22 protein-coding genes and 1 other RNA gene are annotated in these 23049 nt (G+C 70.7%); 6 read left to right on the top strand and 17 right to left on the bottom strand.

What is annotated here, in order from left to right; genetic code table 11:
• Positions 1 to 6: 6 nt before the first annotated feature.
• Together ACEVFP_RS06805 and ACEVFP_RS06800 are read right to left on the bottom strand one after the other, a co-directional pair.
• On the bottom strand, positions 7 to 951 hold the full coding sequence (locus tag ACEVFP_RS06805; protein ID WP_375002889.1) for an alpha/beta hydrolase: 945 nt from the start codon (positions 949 to 951) through the stop codon (positions 7 to 9).
• Positions 952 to 1149: 198 nt separating this feature from the next.
• A complete protein-coding gene (locus ACEVFP_RS06800) occupies positions 1150 to 2067 on the bottom strand; it encodes a LysR family transcriptional regulator (RefSeq protein WP_375002888.1) in 918 nt (305 codons plus the stop codon).
• A gap of 71 nt (positions 2068 to 2138) precedes the next feature.
• Here ACEVFP_RS06800 and ACEVFP_RS06795 point away from each other — a divergent pair, with 71 nt between their 5' ends.
• Positions 2139 to 3074 (top strand): EamA family transporter, encoded by a 936-nt coding sequence (locus tag ACEVFP_RS06795; protein ID WP_375002887.1) that lies wholly within the window; start codon positions 2139 to 2141, stop codon positions 3072 to 3074.
• Here the strand turns inward: ACEVFP_RS06795 and ACEVFP_RS06790 are convergent.
• The 3 genes from ACEVFP_RS06790 to ACEVFP_RS06780 are packed head-to-tail and all read right to left on the bottom strand — an operon-like array spanning position 3047 to position 5619.
• On the bottom strand, positions 3047 to 4747 hold the full coding sequence (locus ACEVFP_RS06790) for a DEAD/DEAH box helicase (RefSeq protein ID WP_375002886.1): 1701 nt from the start codon (positions 4745 to 4747) through the stop codon (positions 3047 to 3049). The genes ACEVFP_RS06795 and ACEVFP_RS06790 overlap by 28 nt on opposite strands.
• Entirely contained in the window at positions 4740 to 5018 is a 279-nt protein-coding gene (locus tag ACEVFP_RS06785) for a DUF3039 domain-containing protein (protein WP_375002885.1), read from the bottom strand. Before ACEVFP_RS06785 ends, ACEVFP_RS06790 begins: the two co-directional genes overlap by 8 nt.
• Before the next feature lie 49 nt (positions 5019 to 5067).
• Positions 5068 to 5619 (bottom strand): YqgE/AlgH family protein, encoded by a 552-nt coding sequence (locus ACEVFP_RS06780; RefSeq protein WP_375002884.1) that lies wholly within the window; start codon positions 5617 to 5619, stop codon positions 5068 to 5070.
• Between the two features lie 17 nt (positions 5620 to 5636).
• Here ACEVFP_RS06780 and ACEVFP_RS06775 point away from each other — a divergent pair, with 17 nt between their 5' ends.
• Complete coding sequence (locus tag ACEVFP_RS06775; RefSeq protein WP_375002883.1) at positions 5637 to 6599, top strand: MerR family transcriptional regulator; 963 nt, start codon at positions 5637 to 5639, stop codon at positions 6597 to 6599.
• A gap of 97 nt (positions 6600 to 6696) precedes the next feature.
• Here the strand turns inward: ACEVFP_RS06775 and ACEVFP_RS06770 are convergent, their stop codons facing one another.
• On the bottom strand, positions 6697 to 7224 hold the full coding sequence (locus ACEVFP_RS06770; RefSeq protein ID WP_375002882.1) for a hypothetical protein: 528 nt from the start codon (positions 7222 to 7224) through the stop codon (positions 6697 to 6699).
• A 140-nt stretch (positions 7225 to 7364) separates the two neighbouring features.
• On the opposite strand from ACEVFP_RS06770, the gene ACEVFP_RS06765 reads away from it, so the two are divergent.
• Positions 7365 to 8027 (top strand): TetR/AcrR family transcriptional regulator, encoded by a 663-nt coding sequence (locus ACEVFP_RS06765; protein ID WP_375002881.1) that lies wholly within the window; start codon positions 7365 to 7367, stop codon positions 8025 to 8027.
• Positions 8028 to 8064: 37 nt separating this feature from the next.
• Here ACEVFP_RS06765 and ACEVFP_RS06760 read toward each other — a convergent pair whose 3' ends face one another.
• Positions 8065 to 9054 (bottom strand): DUF3048 domain-containing protein, encoded by a 990-nt coding sequence (locus ACEVFP_RS06760; RefSeq protein WP_375002880.1) that lies wholly within the window; start codon positions 9052 to 9054, stop codon positions 8065 to 8067.
• A gap of 85 nt (positions 9055 to 9139) precedes the next feature.
• On the opposite strand from ACEVFP_RS06760, the gene ACEVFP_RS06755 reads away from it, so the two are divergent.
• On the top strand, positions 9140 to 13813 hold the full coding sequence (locus ACEVFP_RS06755; RefSeq protein ID WP_375003778.1) for an ATP-dependent helicase: 4674 nt from the start codon (positions 9140 to 9142) through the stop codon (positions 13811 to 13813).
• Positions 13800 to 14579, top strand: a complete 780-nt coding sequence (locus tag ACEVFP_RS06750; RefSeq protein WP_375002879.1) for a DNA-formamidopyrimidine glycosylase family protein — start codon at positions 13800 to 13802, stop codon at positions 14577 to 14579. The genes ACEVFP_RS06755 and ACEVFP_RS06750 overlap by 14 nt, the downstream gene beginning before the upstream one ends.
• 1 nt (position 14580) lies before the next feature.
• Here the strand turns inward: ACEVFP_RS06750 and ACEVFP_RS06745 are convergent, their stop codons facing one another.
• The 7 genes from ACEVFP_RS06745 to ACEVFP_RS06715 form a co-directional block, all read right to left on the bottom strand.
• Positions 14581 to 15207 carry a hypothetical protein gene (locus tag ACEVFP_RS06745; RefSeq protein ID WP_375002878.1) on the bottom strand — a complete coding sequence of 209 codons (627 nt, stop codon included), beginning with the start codon at positions 15205 to 15207 and terminating at the stop codon, positions 14581 to 14583.
• A gap of 9 nt (positions 15208 to 15216) precedes the next feature.
• Positions 15217 to 15945 carry a hypothetical protein gene (locus tag ACEVFP_RS06740; RefSeq protein ID WP_375002877.1) on the bottom strand — a complete coding sequence of 243 codons (729 nt, stop codon included), beginning with the start codon at positions 15943 to 15945 and terminating at the stop codon, positions 15217 to 15219.
• Positions 15946 to 15990: 45 nt separating this feature from the next.
• Positions 15991 to 16278, bottom strand: a complete 288-nt coding sequence (locus tag ACEVFP_RS06735) for a 4a-hydroxytetrahydrobiopterin dehydratase (RefSeq protein ID WP_375002876.1) — start codon at positions 16276 to 16278, stop codon at positions 15991 to 15993.
• 55 nt (positions 16279 to 16333) lie between these two features.
• Positions 16334 to 17179 (bottom strand): alpha/beta fold hydrolase, encoded by an 846-nt coding sequence (locus tag ACEVFP_RS06730; protein WP_375002875.1) that lies wholly within the window; start codon positions 17177 to 17179, stop codon positions 16334 to 16336.
• Positions 17180 to 17212: 33 nt separating this feature from the next.
• Complete coding sequence (locus ACEVFP_RS06725; RefSeq protein ID WP_375002874.1) at positions 17213 to 18499, bottom strand: cytochrome P450; 1287 nt, start codon at positions 18497 to 18499, stop codon at positions 17213 to 17215.
• 93 nt (positions 18500 to 18592) lie between these two features.
• A complete protein-coding gene (locus ACEVFP_RS06720; protein WP_375002873.1) occupies positions 18593 to 19420 on the bottom strand; it encodes an alpha/beta hydrolase in 828 nt (275 codons plus the stop codon).
• A 42-nt stretch (positions 19421 to 19462) separates the two neighbouring features.
• Complete coding sequence (locus tag ACEVFP_RS06715) at positions 19463 to 20005, bottom strand: CGNR zinc finger domain-containing protein (protein ID WP_375002872.1); 543 nt, start codon at positions 20003 to 20005, stop codon at positions 19463 to 19465.
• Positions 20006 to 20030: 25 nt separating this feature from the next.
• Here ACEVFP_RS06715 and ACEVFP_RS06710 point away from each other — a divergent pair, with 25 nt between their 5' ends.
• Positions 20031 to 20288, top strand: coding sequence for a hypothetical protein (locus tag ACEVFP_RS06710; RefSeq protein WP_375002871.1), 258 nt, complete (start codon positions 20031 to 20033; stop codon positions 20286 to 20288).
• A 54-nt stretch (positions 20289 to 20342) separates the two neighbouring features.
• On the opposite strand, the gene ssrA is transcribed toward ACEVFP_RS06710, so the two are convergent.
• The 3 genes from ssrA to ACEVFP_RS06695 form a co-directional block, all read right to left on the bottom strand.
• Positions 20343 to 20713: a transfer-messenger RNA gene (gene ssrA, locus ACEVFP_RS06705) on the bottom strand.
• A 90-nt stretch (positions 20714 to 20803) separates the two neighbouring features.
• The gene (locus ACEVFP_RS06700; RefSeq protein ID WP_375002870.1) at positions 20804 to 21841 is read right to left on the bottom strand and encodes a DUF3089 domain-containing protein; all 1038 of its coding nucleotides are present in this window, start codon (positions 21839 to 21841) and stop codon (positions 20804 to 20806) included.
• A gap of 177 nt (positions 21842 to 22018) precedes the next feature.
• A complete protein-coding gene (locus ACEVFP_RS06695; protein ID WP_375002869.1) occupies positions 22019 to 22999 on the bottom strand; it encodes a hypothetical protein in 981 nt (326 codons plus the stop codon).
• Between the last annotated feature and the right edge of the window lie 50 nt (positions 23000 to 23049).

Below are 23049 nucleotides of genomic sequence, written 5' to 3'. Positions count from 1 at the left end.
GGCGGTTCAGAGATGCTGGCCCAGGAAGTCGGCAGCCACTCGCACGGCCGCCCGTGCCCGGGGCTGGACACCGGGCAGGCTGGCGAAGCCGTGCACGGCATCGCCGAACTCCTCGAGGCGCACGTGCACGCCCTGCGATCCCAGGCGTTCGGCGTAGCGACGCCCGTTGTCGGCCAGCGGATCCCGCCCTGCCACCACCACGAGCGTCGGCGGGAGGCCGCGGTGGTCGACGTGGCGGATCGGCGAGGCGCGCCAGTCGGTGGTGCCGTACTCCTCTCCCAGGTAGAAGCGCACGAAGGCCCGCATGTTCCGCGAGGTGAGGACGGCCGCCCTGGCGTGCTCGTCCTCCGACGGCCAGCGGTCGTAGGCCTCCACCCCCGGGTAGAGCAGGATCTGGGCTCGCAGCGCAGGCCCACCCGCGTCTCGTGCCAGCAGTGCGACCGTGGCAGCCAGACCTCCGCCGGCACTGTCACCCATGACGGCGAGCCGGGTGGGGTCGGCATCGAGCGATGCACCCTCGTCCGCGAGCCACTCGAGGGCGGACCAGCTGTCCTCCACGGCCGCGGGGAACGGCTCCTCGGGTGCGAGGCGGTACTCCGGCGAGACCACGACGGCCCCGGTGCGCGCGGCGACGCGGCTGGCGAACCAGGCCGACTGCTCCGGGTGGCCCTGGACCCAGCCACCGCCGTGCAGGTTCAACACAGCAGGCAGGTCGGTCCCGGCGTGGGGACGGTGCACCAGCACACGGCGCAGCCGGCCGTCGATCCGGACGGTTCGCTCGAAGGTCTCGACCCCCGGGTCCGGGGTGCCGAACAGTGCTCGTCCGGCACGAGAGCGCTGCAGGCGTGCGCGGGCCTCACGCCGAGCCGGGAAGTCCTGCACGTCCTCGATCGGTCGCGACAGGAGCTGCTCGAGACGAGTGAAGGCGATGGTCCGCAGTGGCTGGGGCACGTGCTTGACCCTACCGATGCGGTGAAGGCACGAGGAGGTCCGGGCGGCTGCCCACAACGCAGGACGAGCGCGGTGGAGGACTTCAGAAAACGCCGGGATAGCAACCCAGATTGCCTTGTACCCGCTCACGTGTCAGGAGTACACCGCCGTGCGCACCTGAGCTGTGCGCCGCTCCAGACGTGTCGACCTGCTTCCACGTCAACGGCACGGCGTCGATGCCTGCCCGTCCAGCCCCCTGCCGATCTCCGCGAGATGGTCCACCACGACTCGCACTGCAAGACGCTCAGCGCGATCAGGACGGGACAGCGCCGTGATGCTGCGGTCGGCACGCACTCCCTCGAGCGGCCGGATGGCGACACCGGGGCGGGGCCGGGTGGTGAACCTGGGCAGCAGCGCCAGGCCGGCGCCCCGGGCCACGAGCCCCTCCACGAGGTGGTTGTCGCGCAGGCGAGTCCAGCGCTCGAGCCGCGTCCCGGTGGTGTTCTCGACGGCGATCAGGATGGTGTCGAACGGGTAAGCCTCCGGGACGCCGATCCACCGGGTGCCGACCAGGTCGGGCGGGCGGAGCCGGCTGCGCGCCGCGAGCCGATGGTCCTCGGACATGGCGACGTCGATCGGCTCACGGGCGAGCACCGTGCTGACGAGCCCCTCAGCCCCGCTCGGCACGTCGCCGGTGAGGCTGTGGGCGATGACGACGTCCACGTCCAGGGTGCGGGTGGCGTAGTCGGCCTCGGCGAGGTCGAAGTCCTCGATCCGGAGTCGGATCGAGGTGTCCCGCAGTCGCGCCACGAGGTCCGGCAGCAGCGCCTCGCCGGCACTCGGCAGGGTCCCGACGGACACCGTCCCGCCAGGCTCAGCGAGGGTGTCGTCCAACCGGGCGCGCAGCGCCTCGAGTGCGCGACCCACGTCGTCGGCGCCCTCAGCCAGGACGCGACCGGCGGGGGTGAGCCTCAGTCCGCGCGAGGCGGGCTCGACGAGACGGACGCCGAGGTCGCGCTCGGCGGTCTTGAGCTGCTGGGAGACCGCCGACGGCGTGCGGTGCGTGGCGGCGGCCACTGCCGCGAGCGTGCCGCGCACGGACAGCTCGCGCAGGAGCTCCAGATGTCGCACATCCATGAAGGCAACCTACAGGTATCAGTCACAAATAGTCGCTGGTCCTTCATCTCACCACTGTCCAGACTGGTGAGGTGCCTCTTCGTCACGCCGCCCTCGCCGGCCTCGTCGCCGCCCTGTGGGGCGTGAACTTCCTGGCGATCCACGCCTCGCTGCAGCAGTTCCCACCGATCTTCCTCGTCGCGCTGCGGTTCGCCATCCTCGCCGTCCCTGCTCTGCTGTTCGTCCCGCGCCCACGGGTGCCGGCCCGCTGGCTCATCGGCTACGGACTCGGCTTCGGGACACTGCAGTTCCTCGGGCTGTACCTGGGCATGGAGGCCGGCTTCCCGGCGGGCCTCGCCTCACTGGTCCTGCAGGCGTCGGCCCCGTTCACCGTCATCCTCGGCGTCCTCTTCCTGCGCGAGAGCATGACCGCCCGTCGAGCGGCAGGCATCTGCGCAGCTGTCGCCGGCCTAGCCCTCGTCGGGTTCTCGCGCGGCGGCGCGGACGGGTGGTGGGCGTTCTGGCTGGTCGTGCTCGGAGCGTTCGGCTGGGCCGTCGGCAACCTCTGCAGCAGACTCGCGGCCCCGGACCGGCCGCTGCACCTGATCATGTGGATGTCGGTCGTCCCACCGGTGCCGATGCTCGCACTGTCGCTGCTGGTCGAGGGCCCCGAGCAGCTCCGGGAGGCATGGACCGACGCCGCCACCATGGCGGCCGTCCCAGCCTGGATCGGACTGGCCTACACCGTCATTCTCGGGACGATCGTCGGTTCCGGCATCTGGGTCTGGCTCATGAGACGACACCCGGCCGGCGTCGTCGCCCCGTTCTCCATGCTGGTCCCGGTCGTCGGCATCCTTGCCGCCTGGCTGGTCCTCGGCGAGCGCCCCAGTGTGCTCGAGGGCCTCGGAGGGGTGCTCGTCGTCGCCGGCGTGCTGTGGGCAAGCCACACCCGCATCGCAGCGGTCCGACCACCACCCCCGAGGGACGTCCGCGGGGAGCCTCAGCCAGAGGCCCGCAGCGCCCACTGACGCAGCAGGTCGATGCGCTGCTGCAGCTGCTCCGACGTCGCCTGCGCGGCCGGCGGACCGCCACAGTCCGTGCGGAGCTTGGTGTGCGTGACGCCGTGCGGCTGGCCGGTGCGGTGGTGCCAGGCACCCACCAGGCCGTTGAGCTCGCGGCGCAGCTCCGAACGTCGCTCGAACGTGGCGTCAGCATCGGTGCTCGCCTGCTTCGCGGCGGCCTGCCTGGCTCGCCCCTTCTTGGCCCGCGACGTCTTGAGCAGCTCGGCCACCTGGTCCGGCTCGAGCAGCCCGGGGATGCCGAGAAACTCCATCTCGTCCTCGTCCAGCTCCTCCACGGCTCCCCCGTACTCGCCGCCGTCGTAGACGAGCCGGTCGAAGGCGGCCTGGCTGCCGAGAGCCTGGTAGGTGCCGAGCTCGTCGTCGGAGGCGGCCTCGTCCTGCTGCGCGCGGGCCAGCAGCTCTGCCTCTGCGGCGTACAGGTCGCCCTCGTCGTCGACCCGGCGCCCGACCACGTGGTCCCGCTCTGCCTCCAGGTCCGAGGCCAGGGTCAGCAGCCCGGGGACGCTGGGCAGGAAGATGGACGCCGTCTCCCCGCGACGCCGGGCACGCACGAAGCGGCCGACCGCCTGGGCGAAGTACAGCGGCGTGGCGACGGTCGTGGCGTAGACGCCCACGGCGAGCCGCGGGATGTCGACGCCTTCGCTGACCATGCGCACCGCGACCAGCCACGGCGTCATGCTGGCGGAGAACTCCGCGATCCGCGCACTGGCCCCCGCCTCGTCGGAGAGGACCACGGTGGGTTGGTCGCCGGTGACCTGTGCCAGCAGCGACGCGTACTGACGGGCGGACTCCTGGTCGCTGGCGATGACCAGTCCACCGGCGTCGGGGATGTCGCGACGAACCTCCATGAGGCGTCGGTGCGCGGCCTGCAGGACGGTGGGCATCCACGACCCCTGCGGATTCAGGGCGGTGCGCAGCGCCTGTGCCGTGGCGTCCTTGGTGAGGGGCTCACCGAGCCGCGCGGCCACCTCGTCGCCGGCTCGGGTGCGCCAGTGCATCTCCCCGGAGTAGGCCATGAACAGCACCGGCCTGACCACCCCGTCGCGCAACGCCGAGCCGTAGCCGTAGGTGAAGTCGGCGACGCTCTGCATCGTTCCGTCACCCTGCGGTGCGTACGAGACGAACGGGATGGGGTTGTCGTCGGAGCGGAACGGCGTGCCGGTGAGGGCGAGGCGTCGCGCGGCGGGGTCGCACGCCTCACGCACGGCCTCACCCCACGAGAGTGCGTCGGCCGCGTGGTGGACCTCATCGAGGATGACGAGCGTGCGTCGGGCCTCGATGCGAACCCGGTACGCGTTCGGGTTGACCGCCAGACCGGCATAGGTGACGGCGAAGCCCTGGAACTCCTGGGCCAACGCACCCTGACCGGCCAGCGCCGGGTCCAGGCGGATGCCCAGACCGGAGGCCGCGAGGGCCCACTGGGTCTTGAGGTGGTCCGTGGGTGTGACGACGACGACCCGCTCGACGACCCCGCGATGCATCAGGTCGGCCGCGATCGTCAGCGCGAAGGTGGTCTTACCGGCACCCGGCGTCGCGACGGTCATGAAGTCGCGCGGCTGCGTGCGTTCGTACAGCTCGAACGCCGCTCGCTGCCAGGCCCGCAGGCGCTGGCTAGCCATCCGAGCCGGAGTCCCCCTCGTCCTTGGACATGCCTTCCCAGATGTCCTTGCACTCCGGGCAGACGGGATAGCGCTGGGGGTCACGGCTGGGCACCCACACCTTGCCGCACAGGGCGATGCAGGGCGTGCCGTTGACCATCGCCTCGGTCAGCGTGTCCTTGGGGACGTAGTGCGAGAAGCGCTCGTGGTCCCCGTCCTCGGGGCGCAGGTCAGTGCGCTCATCCGTGCGCTCGTCCGGAACCGTCTGGGTGCCGCTGCCGAAGAATCCCACGGCCCCACTGTAGCGGTCCGTCGTGACGTGGCCTCGCACTCGGCGGGGGTCAGTTGACGTTGGGGTCGGCAGGCAGGGTCGCCCACAGCCGCAGGTCGTCCTCCTGGCGGCGCAGCACGTGTCGCCACAGCTCCTCGGGCTGCGGGGAGAGCAGGTCACCCTCCTCGGCGTCGACGACGACCCACGACCCTTCCTCGATCTCGCTCTCGAGCTGTCCGGCGGACCATCCGGCGTACCCGGCGAAGACCCGCATGCCGACGAGCTGCCCGTCATCGGGCAGGGGACCAGCGAGGTCGACGAGGCCGACGCGGCCGGCCATGGGACGCCATCCGGCGGGAGTTGCCTCCGGGGCGTTGAGGACTCCCACGGCCAGCGCGGAGTCCATGGCCACCGGGCCGCCGTCGAACAGGCACACCGGCGCGTTGACGAGGCTCCCCCATGCCGGCAGCACATCGTCGACGTCGGCGTCGAGCGGGTGGTTGACGATCACCCCGAGGGCACCGTCCTCGTCGTGGTCGAGCACGTAGACGACGCTGCGCAGGAAGGGCCCGCCCTCGATGGCCGGGGTGGCGACCAGCAATCGTCCGCGCAGTCTCTCCATGGACCTATGATGCCCACATGAGCGACTCCTCGCGTGCGGTCCCCCACCCTGGGGATGCCCAGTCCGGAGAAGCATCACAGGTACGGGCTGCGGAGGACGCCGGGCCGGGGGCGATGGGCGACAAGCAACCACCACCGGCGAACCCGGACGACCCAGAACCCGGCCAGGCCCCCGGCGGGGGTGCCGGGCCTGGGGGTACCTCCCGCGAGCGCAGCGAGTGGGGGCGTGCTTGGGGGCGGGCGGCAGAAGAGCCTGAGTTCACCATCGACGAACTGGCCGCCCGCGCCGGCATGACCGTTCGCAACGTGCGGGCGTACGCGGCACGGGGTCTCATCTCGGGGCCTCGGCTGGAGGGTCGCACCGGCTACTACCGGCACGAGCACCTGCAGCGTCTTCAGCTGGTGCGCGAGCTCGTGGATCGCGGGTACACCCTCGCCGCCGTCGAGCAGGCCGTCCGCTCCAGCCCTACGTCGGCTGCCGGACACACGATGGACCTGCTCAACCTGCTCGACCAGCCGCAGCGCGAGGTCGAGCCGGAGATCATGACGATCGATGCGCTCACCTCGCTCGCCGGGGTGACGCACGACGACCGGCTGATCGAGGCCATGACCGAGTTCGGGCTGCTGGAGCCGGTCGAGGGCGACCCGACGCGTGTTCGTCTGCTGCTTCCGAGTGTCGTCCGTGCGGGGGCGGCGGCGGTCTCGCTCGGGCTGCCCGCCGCCTCGGTCATCGAGATCTTCCCGCTCGTGCGCACGAACCTGCGCACGATCGCCGACGAGTTCGTGGAGAAGGTCGCGTCGGGCATCGTGCAGCCGTTCGTCGATGCCGGACTGCCTGAGGAGCAGTGGACCGGCATCTTCGAGTCGATCCAGACCCTGCTGTCGGTGGCTAGCCAGGTGACGCTGAGTGTCTTCAGGCACGAGCTGGGTGAGGCGATCGACGCCGAGATCGGCACGTTCCTGGACCAGATGCGGCCCTGAGGGCTCTCTCGAGCCGGTGGGGAGGACAAGCCACCCCACCTCGCACCGGGGAGGGAGGGAGTTCGGTGCGAGACGGGGTGGTGGTTCGGGGTCGGCCTCAGGCGGCCAGGGCGTCGCGCAGTCGGCCGATGATGCCGCCTCGCGGTTCGCTGAGGGCGTCGAGCGCCTGATGCTCGGCGACACGCTCACGCGCTGCCGCACGGAGCCGGGCTCCGTGGTCGTCCAGGTCGGGGTGCAGCGCGGGGACTCCCGCCATCGTCGCGAGCATCGCTCGCTCCTTGGCGAAGGCCTTGGCGAGGTCGCCCTCGGCCTCGGCCGCATCGAGCAGCTTCCGGGCGCCACGCATGCTCTGCGCGACCTCGGCCCAGGCCTGCACGACGGCCTCCTCGTGCCTGACGGACTCGTTCTGCAGTCCGTCACCGAGCATCATGTCCACGCGACCGCGGACGCGCTGCACGAAGGCCATCTGGGCATCGAACAGGGCGATGCGGGGGTCGTCGAAGGCCTCACGGGCTCCGGGCACGGTCTCGATCAGGTGGGCGAGCTTGACGTCCTCGTGCCGGTCGGCGAGGGCGAGCATGTCTCGCAGGGCGGTCTTGCGACGGTTGTAGGCATCCCAGGTCATGGAGGTGCTCCTTTCGGGGGACCGTCGGCCGAGGATCCATACCCTCGGTACGTACTTCGAGTATGTACCGTTGCCGCAGGTCAGGACAACTACCGGCACTGTGAGAGTGAGCACGTCCCGTGGCGGCGTAAACTCCAGCCATGACCCACCCGGCCAAGGTGCTCAGGGCTGCCCGGAAGACCTCCCGCCGCCAGGACTACTCCTCCAGCACCAAGAAGGCACTTCTCGACAACGCTGCCCAGCTCTTCACGGCCCACGGGTACGCCGGCACGTCGCTCGATGAGGTGGTGGCGGCGGCCCGGGTCACCAAGGGAGCGCTGTACCACCACTTCCCCAGCAAGCTCGCGCTCTTCGAGAGCGTGTTCCTGCGTCTGCAGGAGGAGACGACGCAACAGATCCAGGATCGGATCAACTCCGCCAAGGATCCGTGGGACCGCGCACAGATCGGCCTCGCGGCCTTTCTCGAGGCCTGTCAGCAGCCCCAGTTCCGGCGGATCTGCATGCAGGAGGGCCCGGTCGCGCTCGGCCACGAGCGGTGGTCCGACGCCGAGCGTGTCGCGGAGCTGGGCATCGTCAAGAACACCGTCGACGACCTGCTGGACGACCTCGGAGGCGGTGGCGATCTCGCCGAGGCCTTCGCTGCGATCTTCTACGGAGCCATCCGCTCGGCCTCGGAGTATGTCGCCGACGCCGAGGACGCCGAGCACGCCGCCGAGCAGGTGCAGGCCTCGATCAGCGCGATCCTCGCCGGCATGCGCAGCCTTCCGCGCATCGCTGACGTGGAGCAGCCCACGACGTCATGAACCTGGCACGGGAGGCGCCGCTCGCTGACCAGGTCCCCTACTCGACGGAGACGCTGCCCTGACCCTGGGGGATCATCTCGATCCAGGTCTTGCCCTGGTCGATCGTGAACTCCTCGCCGTCGGCGGTGAAGCTGAGCTGACCACCGATGCCCTTCTTGCTCCAGGTCGCGTCGACCGCGCCGTCCGCGGTGAGGATGGTGGCCTTCCCCTTGCCCTTCAGGATGGTCTCCGGCACCGGGTTGCCGGCGGCGTCGGTGTAGCCGGCCTCGCTGAGCGGCACCTCGAGGACGATGAGGTTGTCGGCCGCGAACTCCTTCTCCGCGAAGCCGTTGGTGCGCTTCCAGGTGCCCTTGCCGAGCTTCCACTCCGTGGTCTGCCCGGGTGAGAACTCCACGCTCGCGCTCGAGGCCTTCGTGGGCTCCGGGCCGGTTCCGTCGTCGGCGTCACCGGCGAACGGCAGGTACGGCCCGGGGATCTCGGCGTCCTCGGCCCGTTCGGCCGCGACGTTCATGTCGATCAGGCGGTCGTACGGTGCCGACTTTCCGGGGTCGCGGCGAAAACCGTCGCCGCCCTCGTCCTCGATGACGACGCCGAGCTTGTTGCGCTTGACCCGGTCGACGACGCCTCCGGCACCACCGGAGGCCACGATCGTGCCGGCGACCGGCTTGGCGAGGGAGATGTCGGTGGTGCGTAGCGAGCGGACGTGGCCGACCGTCTTGGGCAGGTTGGAGTGGTAGAACGCCGCCAGCCGCGTCAAGCCGCCCTCCACGAGCTGCTCGACGACCAGGTCGGCCTTCTCCAGCCCCTTCTGCGGTGCACCGGCCGGGGTGTTCTCGATCTTGACGAGCATCACCGGGTTGTCCGGCGGTCCGTCCTCGAACTGTTCTCCGGTGAGTGGCGAGACCTCGACGAGGTTCTTGCCCTCGCCCTCCGTGGGGTCGGGTTCGGTCTCCTGCGAGGAGCATCCGCCCAGCACCAGGGCCAGGGCGGCGACGGGGACGATCAGGGAGGTCAGGCGGGACGTCATGCCGTTCAGGATGCCTCACGCCGCACAACGTCCGGAGCAGCCCCGCCGCATCGACGATGACGACGTGTCAGTGGCGGCTGGGACGATGGATGGCATGTCGTCTGTCCGTTCGTCGCGTCATCCGTCGATGGGACGCTTCTCCCCGGCCACGCGTGCGTGGTTCGAGGATTCCTTCTCCGCGCCCACACCGGCGCAGTCAGAGGCTTGGGACGTCCTGGACACCGGCTCGGACGTGCTCGTGGTGGCGCCCACGGGATCCGGCAAGACGCTGGCCGCCTTCCTGTCCGCACTCGATCAGCTGCTCCACCGGGACCCACCCCCAGAGAAGCAACGACGCACACGTGTGCTGTACGTCTCGCCGCTGAAGGCGCTCGCCATGGACGTCGAGCGCAACCTGCGCTCGCCGCTGGTGGGGATCACCCAGGCCGCGGCGCGGCTCGGTGAGGACTTCACGCCCGTCACGGTTGGTGTACGTTCGGGCGACACCACGGCGCAGGAGCGCCGGCGACTGGTCACCCATCCGCCGGACATCCTCATCACGACGCCGGAGTCGCTGTTCCTGATGCTCACCTCGGCAGCACGGGAGACGCTGCAGGACGTCGAGACGGTGATCGTCGATGAGGTGCATGCCGTGGCCGGCACCAAGCGTGGGGCCCATCTCGCACTGTCGCTGGAACGTCTGGATGCGCTGCGGACCGCGCAGGGCGCCGACTCGCGCGCGCAGCGGGTCGGTCTGAGTGCCACGGTCAGCCCGCACGAGGAGGTGGCGCGCTTCCTTGGCGGCCGTGCGCGCGTGCAGGTCGTCGCGCCGCAGACCCCGGCACTGCTGGACCTGGACGTCGTGGTCCCGGTCGATGACATGACCGAGCTGCACCCGCCGGAGGGCGACCAGCAGGACCCCGGCGGGGGTGCCGGGCCACGGGCGGCAGAGGGCACCGCCGGGAGCATCTGGCCCCATCTGGAGCATGACGTCATCGAGCGCATCCTGCAGGTGCGTTCCACGATCGTCTTCTGCAACTCGCGCGGGCAGGCCGAGCGGCTCACCTCGCACCTCAACGAGCGGTACCTCGAGCGGCTCGAGAACGACGCGGGCGTCGCGCCGGTTCGGGCGGCAGAGGGCACCAGCGGGGGTGCCGGGCCGTGGGCGGCAGAGGGCACCAGCGGGGGTGCCGGGGCTCCACCGTCGCAGGTGGGCGGTGCCAGCGGTACGTCGCGGGGGGCCGCTGCGACGCTGGCGCGCGCCCACCACGGCTCGGTGAGCAAGGAGCAGCGCGCCGTCATCGAGGACGACCTGAAGTCGGGCCGTCTGCGCTGCGTCGTCGCGACCTCGAGCCTCGAGCTCGGCATCGACATGGGCGCCGTCGACCTGGTGGTGCAGATCTCCACCCCGCCGTCGGTCGCCAGCGGGTTGCAGCGCGTGGGGCGCGCGGGGCACCAGGTGGGTGAGACGTCTCGGGGGTTGATGTATCCGACGACGCGTCACGACCTCGTGGGCGCTGCGGTCACCGCGGAGCGTATGCGGGAGGGCGCGATCGAGCAGCTCGTCGTGCCCGCCAACCCGTTGGACGTCCTGGCTCAGCAGACTGTGGCGGCCACCGCCCTGGAGCCGGTGGAGGTCGAGGAGTGGTTCGACGTCGTGCGGCGGGCGGCACCGTTCGCGGCTCTCCCGCGTTCGGCCTTCGAGGCCACGCTCGATCTGCTGGCCGGCCGGTATCCGTCCGATGAGTTCGCCGAGCTGCGGCCCCGTCTGGTCTGGGACCGTTCCGCCGGCACGCTGGCCGGGCGGCCCGGGGCGCAGCGTCTGGCCGTCACCAGCGCAGGCACGATCCCGGATCGGGGCATGTTCTCGGTCGTGATGGCTGCTGGGGATGAGGACGGCACCGGGGCCCCGCGCAAGGTCGGCGAGCTCGACGAGGAGATGGTCTACGAGTCACGCGTGAACGACGTCTTCGCGCTCGGTGCCACCAGCTGGCGGATCCAGGACATCACTCATGACCGGGTCGTCGTCACGCCGGCGTTCGGCGAACCGGCGAGGCTGCCGTTCTGGCGTGGGGACTCCGAGGGGCGGCCCGCCGAGCTGGGTGAGGCGATCGGCGCGTTCGTCCGTCGTGCGGGTGAGGGCGCCGTGGTGCCCGGCCTCGACGGTCGGGCATCACGCAACCTCGCCGCCTTCCTGTCGGAGCAGCGTGAGGCGGTCGGTGTCCTGCCGACCGATCGTGACCTCGTGCTGGAACGGTTCCGCGACGAGCTGGGCGACTGGCGTCTGGTGCTGCACTCCCCGTACGGGCGGCGGGTCCATGCGCCGTGGGCGCTGGCGGTGGGAGCGCGGATCGTGGAGCGGTTCGGGGTGGACGGCTCGGTGGTCGCGAGCGACGACGGCATCGTGGCCCGAGTCCCGGACACGACAGATGAGGTAGGGGACGTTCCTGGGGCCGAGCTCTTCATGTTCGAGGGCGATGAGCTGGAGCAGCTGGTCACGCGGGAGGTCGGCGGGTCGGCGCTGTTCGCGGCGCGGTTCCGCGAGTGCGCCGCGCGTGCGCTGCTGCTGCCGCGGCGCACTCCCGGCGCGCGGGCGCCGCTGTGGCAGCAACGTCAACGTTCGGCCCAGCTGTTGGACGTGGCACGCAGGTATCCGGACTTTCCCATCCTCCTGGAGACTGCACGCGAGTGTCTGCAGGACGTCTACGACCTCCCGGCCCTGTTGACGCTGATGAAGCGGGTGGCGGGCCGTGAGGTCCGTCTGAGCGAGGTCACCACGGAGCGTGCCTCACCGTTCGCGCAGACCTTGCTGTTCGGCTACGTCGCGTCGTTCCTCTACGAGGGCGACACTCCGGTGGCCGAGCGCCGTGCCGCGGCCCTGGCCCTGGACCCGTCGCTGCTGGCCGAGCTTCTCGGGCGGGCGGAGCTGCGTGAGCTGTTGGATCCCGATGTCATCGAGCGCACGGAGGCCGAGCTGCAGCGGCTCGCCGAGGACCGCCGGGTCAGCGGGGTGGAGGGTGTCGCGGACCTGCTGCGCCTGCTGGGTCCGTTGACGGTCGGCGAGGTCGCCGCACGCACCAGGGACACCGACGTCAGCAGCCTGTTGGAGGAGCTGCGGACGACTCGCCGGGCGCTGGAGGTCCGGGTGGCCGGTGAGCTGCGCTGGGCCGGTGTGGAGGACGCCGCCCGGTTGCGCGACGCGCTCGGCGTGGCGGTGCCGATCGGTGTGCCGCAGGCGCATCTGCAGCCTGTGGCCGACCCCCTCGCGGACCTGCTCTCCCGGTTCGCCCGCACGCACGGCCCGTTCACGACCCCGGAGGCGGCCACCAGGTTCGGTCTCGGCACGGCGGTCGTCTTGGACGTCCTGAGTCGGCTCGCCCGGGACGGTCGACTGACGGAGGGCGAGTTCCGGCCTACCGCGTCGGGCAGCGAGTGGGTGGAGCCGGGAGTGCTCCGGCGGCTGCGCAGCCGTTCCCTCGCGGCGGCCCGTCAGCAGATCGAACCGGTGGAACCCGAGGCGCTCGCCCGGTTCCTCCCGGCCTGGCAGGGCGTCGGGTCATCCAACCGTGGCGTCGATGCCGTCCTGGGCGTCGTGGACCAGCTGGCGGGCGTCGCGCTGCCGGCCTCGGCGTGGGAGTCGCTCGTCCTGCCTGCCCGGGTACGTGACTACTCCCCCGCGATGCTCGATGAGCTGCTCGGCGCCGGTGAGGTCGTCTGGACGGGAGCGGGTGCCCTACCGGGATCGGACGGCTGGGTGCAGCTGCATGCGGGTGACCTGGTGCTGCCGTCGCTGCGCGAGCAGCCGGAGACCACTGCCCTGCAGGACCTGTTGCTGGAGGCTGTGGCCGGCGGCGGGGCATACCTGTTCCGTCAGCTCGCCGAGCATGTCGCTGCCGGGTCGGCGGAGTACACCCAGTCCGAGCTCGTCGAGGCGTTGTGGGACCTGGTGTGGTCCGGACGGCTCGCCGGGGACTCCTTCGCTCCGGTACGTGCCCGTCTCGGGGGTCGCGGTGCGCATCGTTCCCGGGCTGCCTCCCCCCGCGCCCGTCCGGGCAGGTATGGACGCTCCCTCGGCCCACGGCGGACGGCACTGGGCCCGCCCACGGCGTCCGGCCGGTGGTTCGGTGTGCCCGAGCCGCTCACCGGTACGGCGCTGCAGCTGGCACGGACCCAGGCACTGCTGGGACGTCATGGCGTGGTCACCAGGGGCGCGGTGATGGCCGAGCAGGTGCCCGGGGGCTTCGCCGCCACGTACCGGGTGCTGCGCGAGCTCGAGCAGACCGGCGCCTGCCTGCGCGGCTACTACGTGGACTCCCTCGGCGCGGCACAGTTCGCGGCTCCGGCGACCGTGGACCGGCTCCGCACCTTCCAGCGTGACGACGACCTTCTGCACGACGTGCAGGCCGTCGTCCTCGCCGCCACCGATCCGGCCAACGTCCATGGCGCGGCGCTGCCCTGGCCTGACGTGGTCGGCGGGCCGGAGGGCACGAGTCATCGGCCGGCACGCAAGGCCGGCGCCGTCGTGGTGACCCACGACGGCCACGCCGTGCTGTACCTCGAACGCGGCGGCCGCAAGGCCCTGGCCTTCAGCGACGAGCCGGAGCGTCTCGCAGCTGCCGCGAAGGCGCTGGTGTCGGCGGCGCGCGACGGCAGGCTGTCTCGGCTGATCGTGGAGACCGTCTCCGGACGGCCGGTCATGTCCACGCCGTGGGGCGAGGCACTCCTGGAGGCCGGGTTCGACCGTCATCCCAAGGGACTGCGCCTCGATGCCCGAAGGTGACACCGTCTGGCGGGCGGCAGCTGGTCTCCGGACGGCGCTGGCCTCCCGGGTGCTCACCCGCTGCGATGTCCGCGTCCCGGCCCACGCCACCGTCGACCTGAGCGGCACGACAGTCGATGAGGTGCTCAGCCGTGGCAAGCACCTGCTGATCCGGGCCGGCGACGTCTCCATCCACTCGCACCTGGCGATGGAGGGCGTCTGGCACGTGCACCCGCTCGGCACACGCTGGCGCCGTCCGCCGCATCAGGCACGCATCGTGCTGGAGACGAGCGACCAGCAGGCCGTCGGGTTCTCGTTGGGTGTCCTGGAGGTGCTGCGTCGTGAGCACGACGAGCAGGCAGTGGCCCATCTCGGGCCGGACCTCCTGGGGCCCGACTGGGACCTCGAGGAGGCAGTCCGCCGCTTGGTGTCGGCTCCGTCGCGACCTACCTTTCTCGCACTGCTGGACCAGCGCAACCTCGCCGGGTTCGGCAACGAGTACGTGCACGAGCTGCTGTTCTTGTCCGGCCTCGACCCGTGGCGGGCCGTGGGTGACGTGCCGGCACTGAGCGCCGTGGTGGCGCGGGGCCAGCGGATGCTCGAGGCCAACAAGGACCGCGTGGAACGCTCGTTCACCGGCAGCACGCGTCGCGGGGAGCAGCGATGGGTCCACCAGCGCGATGGATCACCGTGCCGTCGTTGCGGAACGTGCTTGCGCTCAGGGCGACTGGGCGATTCTCCCACCACCGAGCGCAATGTCGTCTGGTGTCCCCGCTGCCAGAGGTGAGTCAGCCGGATCTCTGCTGAGGGTCGAGGGACCGGGTGAACAGCCATGCGACCCAGCCGAGCGCCACGCTGCACGAGACGCGCTGGGCGAGGCCGGACCAGTCGCCCTCCGGGGCCAGCGAGTACGCGAGCATCGCCCACAGCGCGAGGGTCGAGGTGACGAAGGAGACCACCGTCTCGGTGCGCCGTGCCGGATCGCTGCGCCACCGGGCGGCCAGCAGGAACCCGGCCGCCGGTACCAGGGCACCGAGCACCAAGGTGGCGACCGTGCCGTAGGTCGCGACCGGATCGGTCTCCTGCAGCACCACTGCGCCGGCGTCGTCCGCCTTGGCGGGCGCAGCGGCGAGCAGGAGGAGCGCGACACCACCCAGCTGGACCAGCAGGGCGGCGGCACCAGCCCGAGCGTTGGGGTCCAGCCGACGCAGGGCGGGACGGGCCGCGAGGACGACGAACAGTCCGGCCACGCCGCAGGCCAGTCGCCACAGGTACTCGGCGGGGCCACCGAGCTCGACCGTCTCGACCAACGGTGCACCTGCCAGATCGCCACCGAGCAGGCCGAGGGTCCACACCAGCAGCACGACGACGGACAGACCGACGGCGGCACCGGTCGTCAGGGGTTGCTCACGCACGAGCCGACCCTACTGGCCGGCGTGCGTGTGGCCGTACTGACGCGACCACTGCCTCCATCGACGCTGCGCAGTGACGGCTGCGACGTAGGCGCTCGACGGCTTGAGCCACAGCAGGATGACGGCCAGGGCGCTGACGGCGAGGCTGGCCGCAGTGACCAGGCCCAGGGCGAGCAGGAGTCCCGTCGACGGCAGCGGCAAACCCGAGGTTGCGTAGTCGATCGCACTGAGACCTCCCGAGCTGACCGTTCCGGCGACGGCCAGCGCTCCCAGGCAGGTGGCGGTGATGCGGGCCCATGAACGACCCTGCGCGTTCTTCCAGGCCATCCACAGCCACACGATCACGCCGACCAGCCCGGTGAGGGCGATGATCACGATCATGGCGGCCGTGAAGACGGACGTGAAGCCATCGATGAACGCGGCGTCGAGCGTCGGATCCGCCTGCAGGTCTCGCGCCACGAGCTCAGTCATGTGGTCCACCAGGTACAGGCCCACGACGGTCGAGGCGATGGTGGTCACCGCACCGGCCACCATCGTCCACACCGCCGCGGTGACGGCGGCCGGGCGCACGGCGGCGCCCTCCGGGGGACGCTGTGGCTCCGGCGGTGGCTGCCACTGCGCTGCCGGGTGCCGGGCCTGCGGATGCTGGACCGGCGGCTGCAGGACCGGCGGCTGCTGGACCGGCGGCGGGGCGACGGGTCCCGGGTCCTCTCCCGGGTACGGCGGGTAGTGATCGCTCATGCGGCGCGGCGGACCTCTCGATCACTCATCGAGGCTCTGGCTCGCTCATGCGCGGGCAAGCTCGTCGAGCAGACCCGCCAGACGCACGTCACGATCGGTGATCCCTCCGACGTCATGACTGCTCAACGACACGTCCACCCGGTTGTACACGTTGGTCCACTCCGGGTGGTGGTTCATCTCATCGATCGGCCCTGCGGCGCGCTGGATGAACGCGATCGCCTCGGCGAAGCTCTCGAACCGGTACGTCTTGGTCAGGGCCTCGGTGTCGCCCGCCCATCCCTCGAGGCCGCTGAGGGCCTCATCGACGGCGGTGCGGTCGTAACGCTCACTCATGCGATCCCTCGGTTCACTCGCTGACGCTCGCTCATGGTCAGCACGCTAGTGGCGATCAGGCGTGTTCGCGAGCCCGCTGGACGATGATCCGTGCCACCGTGGCCGGCTCCTGGTCGGGCAGCCAGTGCGAGGCTCCGTCGACCACCTCGAGGCGGTACGGCGCCGAGACGTACTTCTCGCACAGCTCCGCACCTTTGCGGTCGAGGGCGTCGTCACCGGTGCTCCACACGTGGGTCGTGGGAACGGTGCAGCGCCCGCCCACGGAGCTCAACGACAGTGGCAGGCCGCGGTAGAAGTTCAGACCACCGGTGAGTGCACCACCCTGGACAACCTCCTCGATGACGCGCTCGCGCGCCTCGCGGTCCATGCCGGTGAAGGCGAGGGCGCGGTGCAGCACACCGGGGAACCGCGTGATGAGCGCCTCCGGGATCACCGGCAGCTGGAAGAAGCCCATGTACCAGGAGCGCAGAAGCTGCGGACTGCGTCCCATGGAGCTGATGAACGCCGACGGGTGCGGTACGGAGAGCGACGTGTGGGTCCGCACCAGGTCGGGGTGACCGATGGCCACGCCCCAGGAGAGCACGGCGCCCCAGTCGTGGCCGACCAGGTGGACGGGCGATCCGACGAGCGCCAGCAGTGCCGCGACATCAGCCACGAGAAGGTCGGTGCGGTAGGCGCGCCGTCCGCGGGGACGTGCCCCCGGCGAGTACCCGCGCAGGTCCGGCGCGAGCGTGCGGTAGCCCTGCTCGTGCAGCAGCGGGGTGACGTGCTGCCAGGACGTGGAGGTCTGGGGGAACCCGTGCAGCAGGACGACGACCTCCCCGTCGATCGGTCCTTCGTCGCGGACGTCAAAAGTCAGTCCGTCGTGGGCGTAGACGCTGATGCGGTGCTGCGTGGACATGCCCCGCAATCTAGGGCATGTCTCCTGAGCAGCTCATGCCGCTGCCTGAAGACGCACCGGCATGGAGTCGATGCTGTGCACGACCGACAGCTCACGGAACACGACGTCGGCGTTCGGTGCGGGGGCCAGGTCCGGGAAGCGGCGGGCGAGTCCGGTCAGCGCCGCTCTCAGCTCCATGCGGGCGAGCTCTGCTCCCACGCAGCGGTGCAGTCCGTGCCCGAAGGCGAGGTGGCGGTTGCGTCCCCCGCGCAGGGTGAAGTCGTCCGGGTCGGTGACGACCGACGGGTCGCGGTTGGCGGCCGCCAGCGAGACCACCACGACGTCCCCCTCGGCGATGTCTCTGCCACCGAGCTCGAAGCCCGTCTTGACGAACCGCGGGAAGGCCACCTGCACCGGGCACAGCAGTCGGAGGAGCTCCTCGCAGACGGCATCGACGTCCGCGGGGGCGCCGTGACGCAGAAGGCCCCACTCCCTGGGGTGCTGCTGGAGGACGTGCACCCCCATCGCGAGCATGCTGGCGCTCGTCTCGTAGCCGCCGAGGAAGACACCGTCGGCGAGCCCTCCGAGCTCGACGTCGTCGATGTCGTCGCCGTGCTCGCGCAGCAGCTCGCCGATGAGGCCGTCCTCCGGCTCGGCACGCTGGCGGGCCACGGCGTCGATGAGGAACTCGCGTGACTGGGTGGCGGCCCCGAACGCCCCGGCGCCTCCTTGCGACATGTCGAAGCGGGCGGTGCCCAGTGCGTGGAACGCCTCACGATCGACGTCGGGCAGGCCGAGGAGGTCGCAGATGACCTGGAAGGGGACGGCAAACCCGAAGTGCGGCACGAGGTCGACCTCGGGGCCGCGCCGCTCCAGGTCGTCGAGGCAGTCCTCGACCGTCGCGTCGATCGTCTCGGCCAGCCGCGCGAGACGACGCTTGGTGAACTCCGGCGTCAGCAGTCCCCGCAGCCGCGTGTGCTCGGGCGGATCGGTCATGCCGAGTCCGCCAATGCCCTCGGCCGCCGTACGTCGGCGCTCACCCAGCAGGTGCCGCATGTCGTTGCTGCAGTGGCCGACGTCGGCGAGCACCTCTCGTGCCTCGGCGTGGCCGGTGACCAGCCAGACGTCCATGCCCAGCAGGCTCGTCAGGTGCGTGACCGGCCCCTGCCGGTGCGATGCGGCGAGCTCCGGCACGGGGTGGATGCCGTCGCGTCGGATCGGGAACGTGGCGGCGTCCGGGAGCTTGCGCAGCGTCGTGACGTCCGGGACCGGGGACTCTCGGTGGCGCAAGGCCCAACGCAGGGCTCGCCGGCGGACGGCGGTGATGACTCGGGTCGGCATGTCCTCATGCTGGGCGAGCCCGGGGGCCTCACGCATCGGGGATGACCCCGACCCGTGACCCCTGTTCGCCCCTGGTCCTGCTCCGGCGGAGGTTCAGCGCTCCAGCTGGTCCGCGAGGCGGACGAGGGCGTCGATGACGGGCCGGCCGAACATCTCGGCGTCGTTGTGCCCGACGCCGTCCAACGCGACCTCCTCCACGAGGTTGCCTGCGGTCTCGGCCACCTGGACGCTCAGCTCGGACGGGACGATGTCGTCGGCGGTGCCGTGCAGCACGGTGACCGGTACGTCGCTGGCGCCCAGGTGCTCCTCGACGGGGAACTCATCGCGCATCATCGTCCGCACGGGCAGGAACGGGAAGTGGTGCGAGGCCACGGCGACGAAGTCGGTGAACGGTGAGCGCAGCAGCACCCCGGCCGGTGGCACGTCGGCCTGCAGCCGGGCGACCACGCCGGTCCCGATCGACTCACCCAGGTAGAGGGTCTGCGCGGGATCGAACCCCTCACTGCGCAGGAGCTCCGCAGCGGCGTGTGCGTCCCTCGCCAAACCGTCCTCCGAGGGACTGCCCGGGTTGCCGCCGTACCCGCGGTAGTCCACGAGGAGGACGGTGAAGCCCTCGGCAGCGATGCCTCGTGCGATGTCGATGCGTCCGGCCCGGTTGCCGCCGTTGCCGGGGGCGTAGAGGACGGCAGTCTCCCGGTCGCTGGCTGCGTCGGGCTCCACGAGCCATGCGCCGAGCTCGAGGTCGTCGCTCGTGGTGAGCGTCACCTCCCGCACACCGTCGGGGGCGGTGACCGGTGCGGCGTCAGGGACGAAGACGAGGGACCGCTGGAACGCCCACATCGCCCCGGCCAGCAGGCCTCCGAGCGCGAGCACCACACCACCGATCAGCACGACCCGTCGCCTCCAGCTCGTCCCCGCCATACGTCCATCCTCCCGCAGTCGCCTGACGGCGAGCGCACCCGTTCAGTCCGACGGATCGGCTCGGGCGCGATGCCGGCGCACGGCTGCCCGGTTGGCGCACCGCACCGAGCAGTACCGCTGACGTCCGTTGCGCGTGACGTCGACGACGACCGCCGAGCAGGGATCTCCTGGGGTGGCACCTGCCGCGCATCGCCTCAGGCGGTGCATGCCACGCGTGGTGAGGTGCAGTGCCGTGCCGACGCTGATGACGGCACGGAGCACATGGGGCAGTGACTGGTCCTCGTCACGGTAGTGCAGGTGCCACCCCTCGTCGTGGTGGTCCGTCAGCCGCGGATAGGCGGTCGCCGCCGCCATGTGGGCGTTCAGCAGGCGCGCACGGTCGTGGGGATCGGAGGCGTCGACGACCCTCAGCCAGTCCTCGATGACGCGCCGTGTACCCAGGAGGTCGTCGGGTGACTCGGGGAAGTCCATCGTCATGCCGAACTCGCGGGCGCGCTTCTCGATCCCCGAGCGGTCGGCGGGCCAGTCGTTGGCCAACGAGGCAGCAAGGAGAACCGCATACTCGCCGTAAGGGTTGAGATGCATAAGGGCATTACATCATGGTGTCAGCATGACACCTCAGGAAGCCCACCACGACCAGCAGAGCATCACGGCACCCAGCGGTCACGAGCACGCGTGGTGCGTGGAGTCGAGCCACCCGACCTCGACCGGTCGAGTGCTCTACGTGCACTGCAGCCGGTGCGGTGTCCGACGAGTCGATCTCCAGGAGCACACGCTCGTCCCTCCGGTGGCCCTCAGCCGCGAGCTGCCGGGATCCCTACTGCTCGCAGAGCTCGCAGCAGGGGCCGACTCGATTCACGGTGCTTGATTCACGCATGCAAGAGCCCCGTCGCCCAAGACCGGGGCGACGGGGCTCTTGCATGCGTGGAGCTGCCGGGAATCGAACCCGGGTCCTCTGGCGCAGAATCAAGACTTCTCCGGGTGCAGTTCGTCTGGCGATTTTCTCGGCCCCGGTGCTCGGACGAACGCGTCACCGACAGGCCCAGTCACAGTGAAGTCCCGATCACGCCCTGTGACGCAGCGCGATCAGCGAGTCCCCTTGATGAGACAGACGATCCGGGACGGGGACGCTCCCGGGTCTGCCCTTCACCAGTCGCTGTCAGGCAGCGAGGGCGAAGTCAGTGCGCTTTGAATCGGCACTTGTTGGTTTGCAACGGTCGTTTGAGAGATGACGTTGCCTCCTCTACCCGCTTCTCCTGATCCGTACGACCACAGTCGAAACCGATCAGCCCCTCTTGAGTTGTCACAGCCCCTTGCAGGGCTTCCACCAGTGTACAACCGCATCGGGACATCATTCATTCCTCGACGGCAACACATGGACCGTCAGGCGTTGGCGGCCAGCCACGTCTCGGACTGCTGGGCAACGATGGAGACGAGCTTGTCCAGACCAAGGTTGCCGTCGAACAGGTGAGTACCCCACGTCGGCGGGAACTCCGGAGGACGACGCGACTGGGCGCCGACCGGGTCGAAACGATAGATGGTGACCCCGTTGATGGTGCGGCACTCCCCCGCGTACCGGTCCGGTGGAACGACCCAGGTGGTGTCCGCCGAGGGCAGCTGCCCGTAGGTACTGACGACCAGGCCCAGGTAGATCGGTCCCGTCGCGAAGGGCTCGCTCGGCACGGTCACCCCGACGTCCTCGGTGCTGCCGCTGAGGACCGACGGATCGGTGCACGCCACCTGGCTGCCGGCCTTGGGTGGCAGGCCGAAGGCCGCGCTGGCCGGGTCGAACGACGCGTTGCCGAAGAACGAGACCGGCAGCGGGTCACTCGCGTACGTCGAGTACGCAACCACGCACCCCGCCTCGCCCTGCTCGGTGCACGTGGGCACGTTGTCGAAGTCCCCACCGGTGGTGGCCCCCTTGGCGGTGGTCACGTTGCCGCCGAGCAACAGGGCACCCACGAGCCGGCCCCGGACCTGCGGGTCGGCGTCGATCTCCTCCTGGATGAGCTTGCGCAGCATGAGCGTGCCCTGCGAGTGCCCGATGAGGACGAAGCCGCGGCCGTCGTTGTCCTCGGCGAGATACTGCTTCCACGCCGCCAGCACGTCGAGGTAGGCGGTCCTGGCCGTTCCCAGCGGGCCGAGCGCGATGCCGGGCAGCGTGGCCTGCCGGTACAGCGGCGCGAACATCCGGCACTGCGTGGAGTAGCGGGCGGCCTGGTACTTCGCGATGGAGCGGATCTCGGGCTCTGGCGTCGCCGTCGCGTTCGGGGTGAGCTGGTTGGAGACCGTCGGGTAGACATAGAAGCAGTCGACGGGACGCTGGCCCTGCTCAGGACGCTCCGGCTCCTGGACGACGTCGGAGCCGTCAGCACCCTGCAACGTCGTGTCCAGCCCGATCTCGCAGGGGTCGTCGGCCATCCCCGGTCTGCACAGCCACGAGACGTCGGACTCAGTGCTGGGTTCTGCCGATGCCTGGACGGGACTCAGCAGACCCGCGGCGAGAAGTCCGGCGAATGATGTGGCAACGAGTGGGGCGAGCGCGTGGCGAAGGGGCACGCCAGGTGCAACGTCGACTCGCTCGCCGGGTTACGCCCGTCACACCGGGACCGGGAGCTCTCGGCGCTCCGCCGACCATCCGGCGAACAGGTGGGCACCGGTCACCAGGAGCATCGCCCCTGACGTCGCGGCCAGACCGAACACGACGACCATGCCAGCCGGTGTGTCAACCTGACCGGACGGATCGGTCATGGCCGTGCCGAACATCATCCACAGGCCCCACGCGGTCACGGTCGCCGAGCCGACCCATGCGGCAACGAGCGGCGCGCCGGCTGGCACTGCGGACCGTCCGCGGACCAGCACCGCGGCACCGCACAGGCCGCTGACCGTCAGCAGGGCGAAGACGCCCTGGACCATGGCCTGCTCGCCCGATACACCTTCGTCCCGCAGCCAGCTCGCACCGCTCGCCCAGGCGATGTGCACGACCAACGGCACTGTGGCCACCACTGCGGCGCCCACGACCGAGAGGCGCGCGACCGACGACGTCGGCAGGGCGGGCAGCCCTGCGACGGGACCGTGCCAGAGGTGTCCCCAACGGTCGATCGAGTGCAGCACGAACAGCACGCCGAGTCCCAGCGCCTGCAGGGAGAACCCGCCGTACACGACCGTGAAGACCCACGGTTCCAGGAAGTCCGGCGCCGGTTCGCTGCCGCCGCCCACGACCCCGAGCACGGCCTGCAGGGGGAAGGCCAGGACGATCGGCGCCAGGAGCCCGGTGGCGATCCACGCGGGCCCGGCGATCAGCCAGGCAGGGATCCGGCGACCCCAGGATCGCGCGAGCGCGAAGGCCAGGGCGATCGCAGTGGCGTCCATGAGGAACGTGAGACCGTTGGCGAACCTCATGGTCGTCTCGTGGTCGAGCAGGGCGCTGTCAGCAGGAATCCCGAGCTCGCTGCCGAGGATCCAGGCCGTCTTGAGCGCCAGGTACGGCAGGCAGGCGAGGACGGTGAGCACGAGGGCGCCCTCGCGCAGTGGCGTGAGGCGGGAGGAGCCTGGCAAGTGGGTCGTGACGGTGTTCATGCCGCCAGCGTCCATCCGACGTCGGCGCTCCCACATCAGCCTGACGTCGC

It is taken from the genome of Aeromicrobium sp. CTD01-1L150 (assembly GCF_041951745.1).
In the GTDB taxonomy this organism is placed as follows: domain Bacteria; phylum Actinomycetota; class Actinomycetes; order Propionibacteriales; family Nocardioidaceae; genus Aeromicrobium.
The sequence above is the reverse complement of the archived record's forward strand: the minus strand, read 5'-3'. Positions and strand labels throughout refer to the sequence as shown.

What these genes read in the sequence shown, in the direction of transcription:
- ACEVFP_RS06780 (WP_375002884.1), bottom strand. Translation starts at nt 5,619, where the DNA reads ATGGAGAGACTGCGCGGACGATTGCTGGTCGCCACCCCGGCCATCGAG.
- ACEVFP_RS06730 (WP_375002875.1), bottom strand. Translation starts at nt 17,179, where the DNA reads ATGTCCACGCAGCACCGCATCAGCGTCTACGCCCACGACGGACTGACT.
- ACEVFP_RS06700 (WP_375002870.1), bottom strand. Translation starts at nt 21,841, where the DNA reads ATGGCCGACGACCCCTGCGAGATCGGGCTGGACACGACGTTGCAGGGT.
- ACEVFP_RS06750 (WP_375002879.1), top strand. Translation starts at nt 13,800, where the DNA reads ATGCCCGAAGGTGACACCGTCTGGCGGGCGGCAGCTGGTCTCCGGACG.
- ACEVFP_RS06715 (WP_375002872.1), bottom strand. Translation starts at nt 20,005, where the DNA reads ATGCATCTCAACCCTTACGGCGAGTATGCGGTTCTCCTTGCTGCCTCG.
- ACEVFP_RS06695 (WP_375002869.1), bottom strand. Translation starts at nt 22,999, where the DNA reads ATGAACACCGTCACGACCCACTTGCCAGGCTCCTCCCGCCTCACGCCA.
- ACEVFP_RS06800 (WP_375002888.1), bottom strand. Translation starts at nt 2,067, where the DNA reads ATGGATGTGCGACATCTGGAGCTCCTGCGCGAGCTGTCCGTGCGCGGC.
- ACEVFP_RS06775 (WP_375002883.1), top strand. Translation starts at nt 5,637, where the DNA reads ATGAGCGACTCCTCGCGTGCGGTCCCCCACCCTGGGGATGCCCAGTCC.
- ACEVFP_RS06770 (WP_375002882.1), bottom strand. Translation starts at nt 7,224, where the DNA reads ATGACCTGGGATGCCTACAACCGTCGCAAGACCGCCCTGCGAGACATG.
- ACEVFP_RS06755 (WP_375003778.1), top strand. Translation starts at nt 9,140, where the DNA reads ATGGATGGCATGTCGTCTGTCCGTTCGTCGCGTCATCCGTCGATGGGA.
- ACEVFP_RS06725 (WP_375002874.1), bottom strand. Translation starts at nt 18,499, where the DNA reads ATGCCGACCCGAGTCATCACCGCCGTCCGCCGGCGAGCCCTGCGTTGG.
- ACEVFP_RS06765 (WP_375002881.1), top strand. Translation starts at nt 7,365, where the DNA reads ATGACCCACCCGGCCAAGGTGCTCAGGGCTGCCCGGAAGACCTCCCGC.
- ACEVFP_RS06760 (WP_375002880.1), bottom strand. Translation starts at nt 9,054, where the DNA reads ATGACGTCCCGCCTGACCTCCCTGATCGTCCCCGTCGCCGCCCTGGCC.
- ACEVFP_RS06735 (WP_375002876.1), bottom strand. Translation starts at nt 16,278, where the DNA reads ATGAGTGAGCGTTACGACCGCACCGCCGTCGATGAGGCCCTCAGCGGC.
- ACEVFP_RS06720 (WP_375002873.1), bottom strand. Translation starts at nt 19,420, where the DNA reads ATGGCGGGGACGAGCTGGAGGCGACGGGTCGTGCTGATCGGTGGTGTG.
- ACEVFP_RS06710 (WP_375002871.1), top strand. Translation starts at nt 20,031, where the DNA reads ATGACACCTCAGGAAGCCCACCACGACCAGCAGAGCATCACGGCACCC.
- ACEVFP_RS06790 (WP_375002886.1), bottom strand. Translation starts at nt 4,747, where the DNA reads ATGGCTAGCCAGCGCCTGCGGGCCTGGCAGCGAGCGGCGTTCGAGCTG.
- ACEVFP_RS06740 (WP_375002877.1), bottom strand. Translation starts at nt 15,945, where the DNA reads ATGAGCGATCACTACCCGCCGTACCCGGGAGAGGACCCGGGACCCGTC.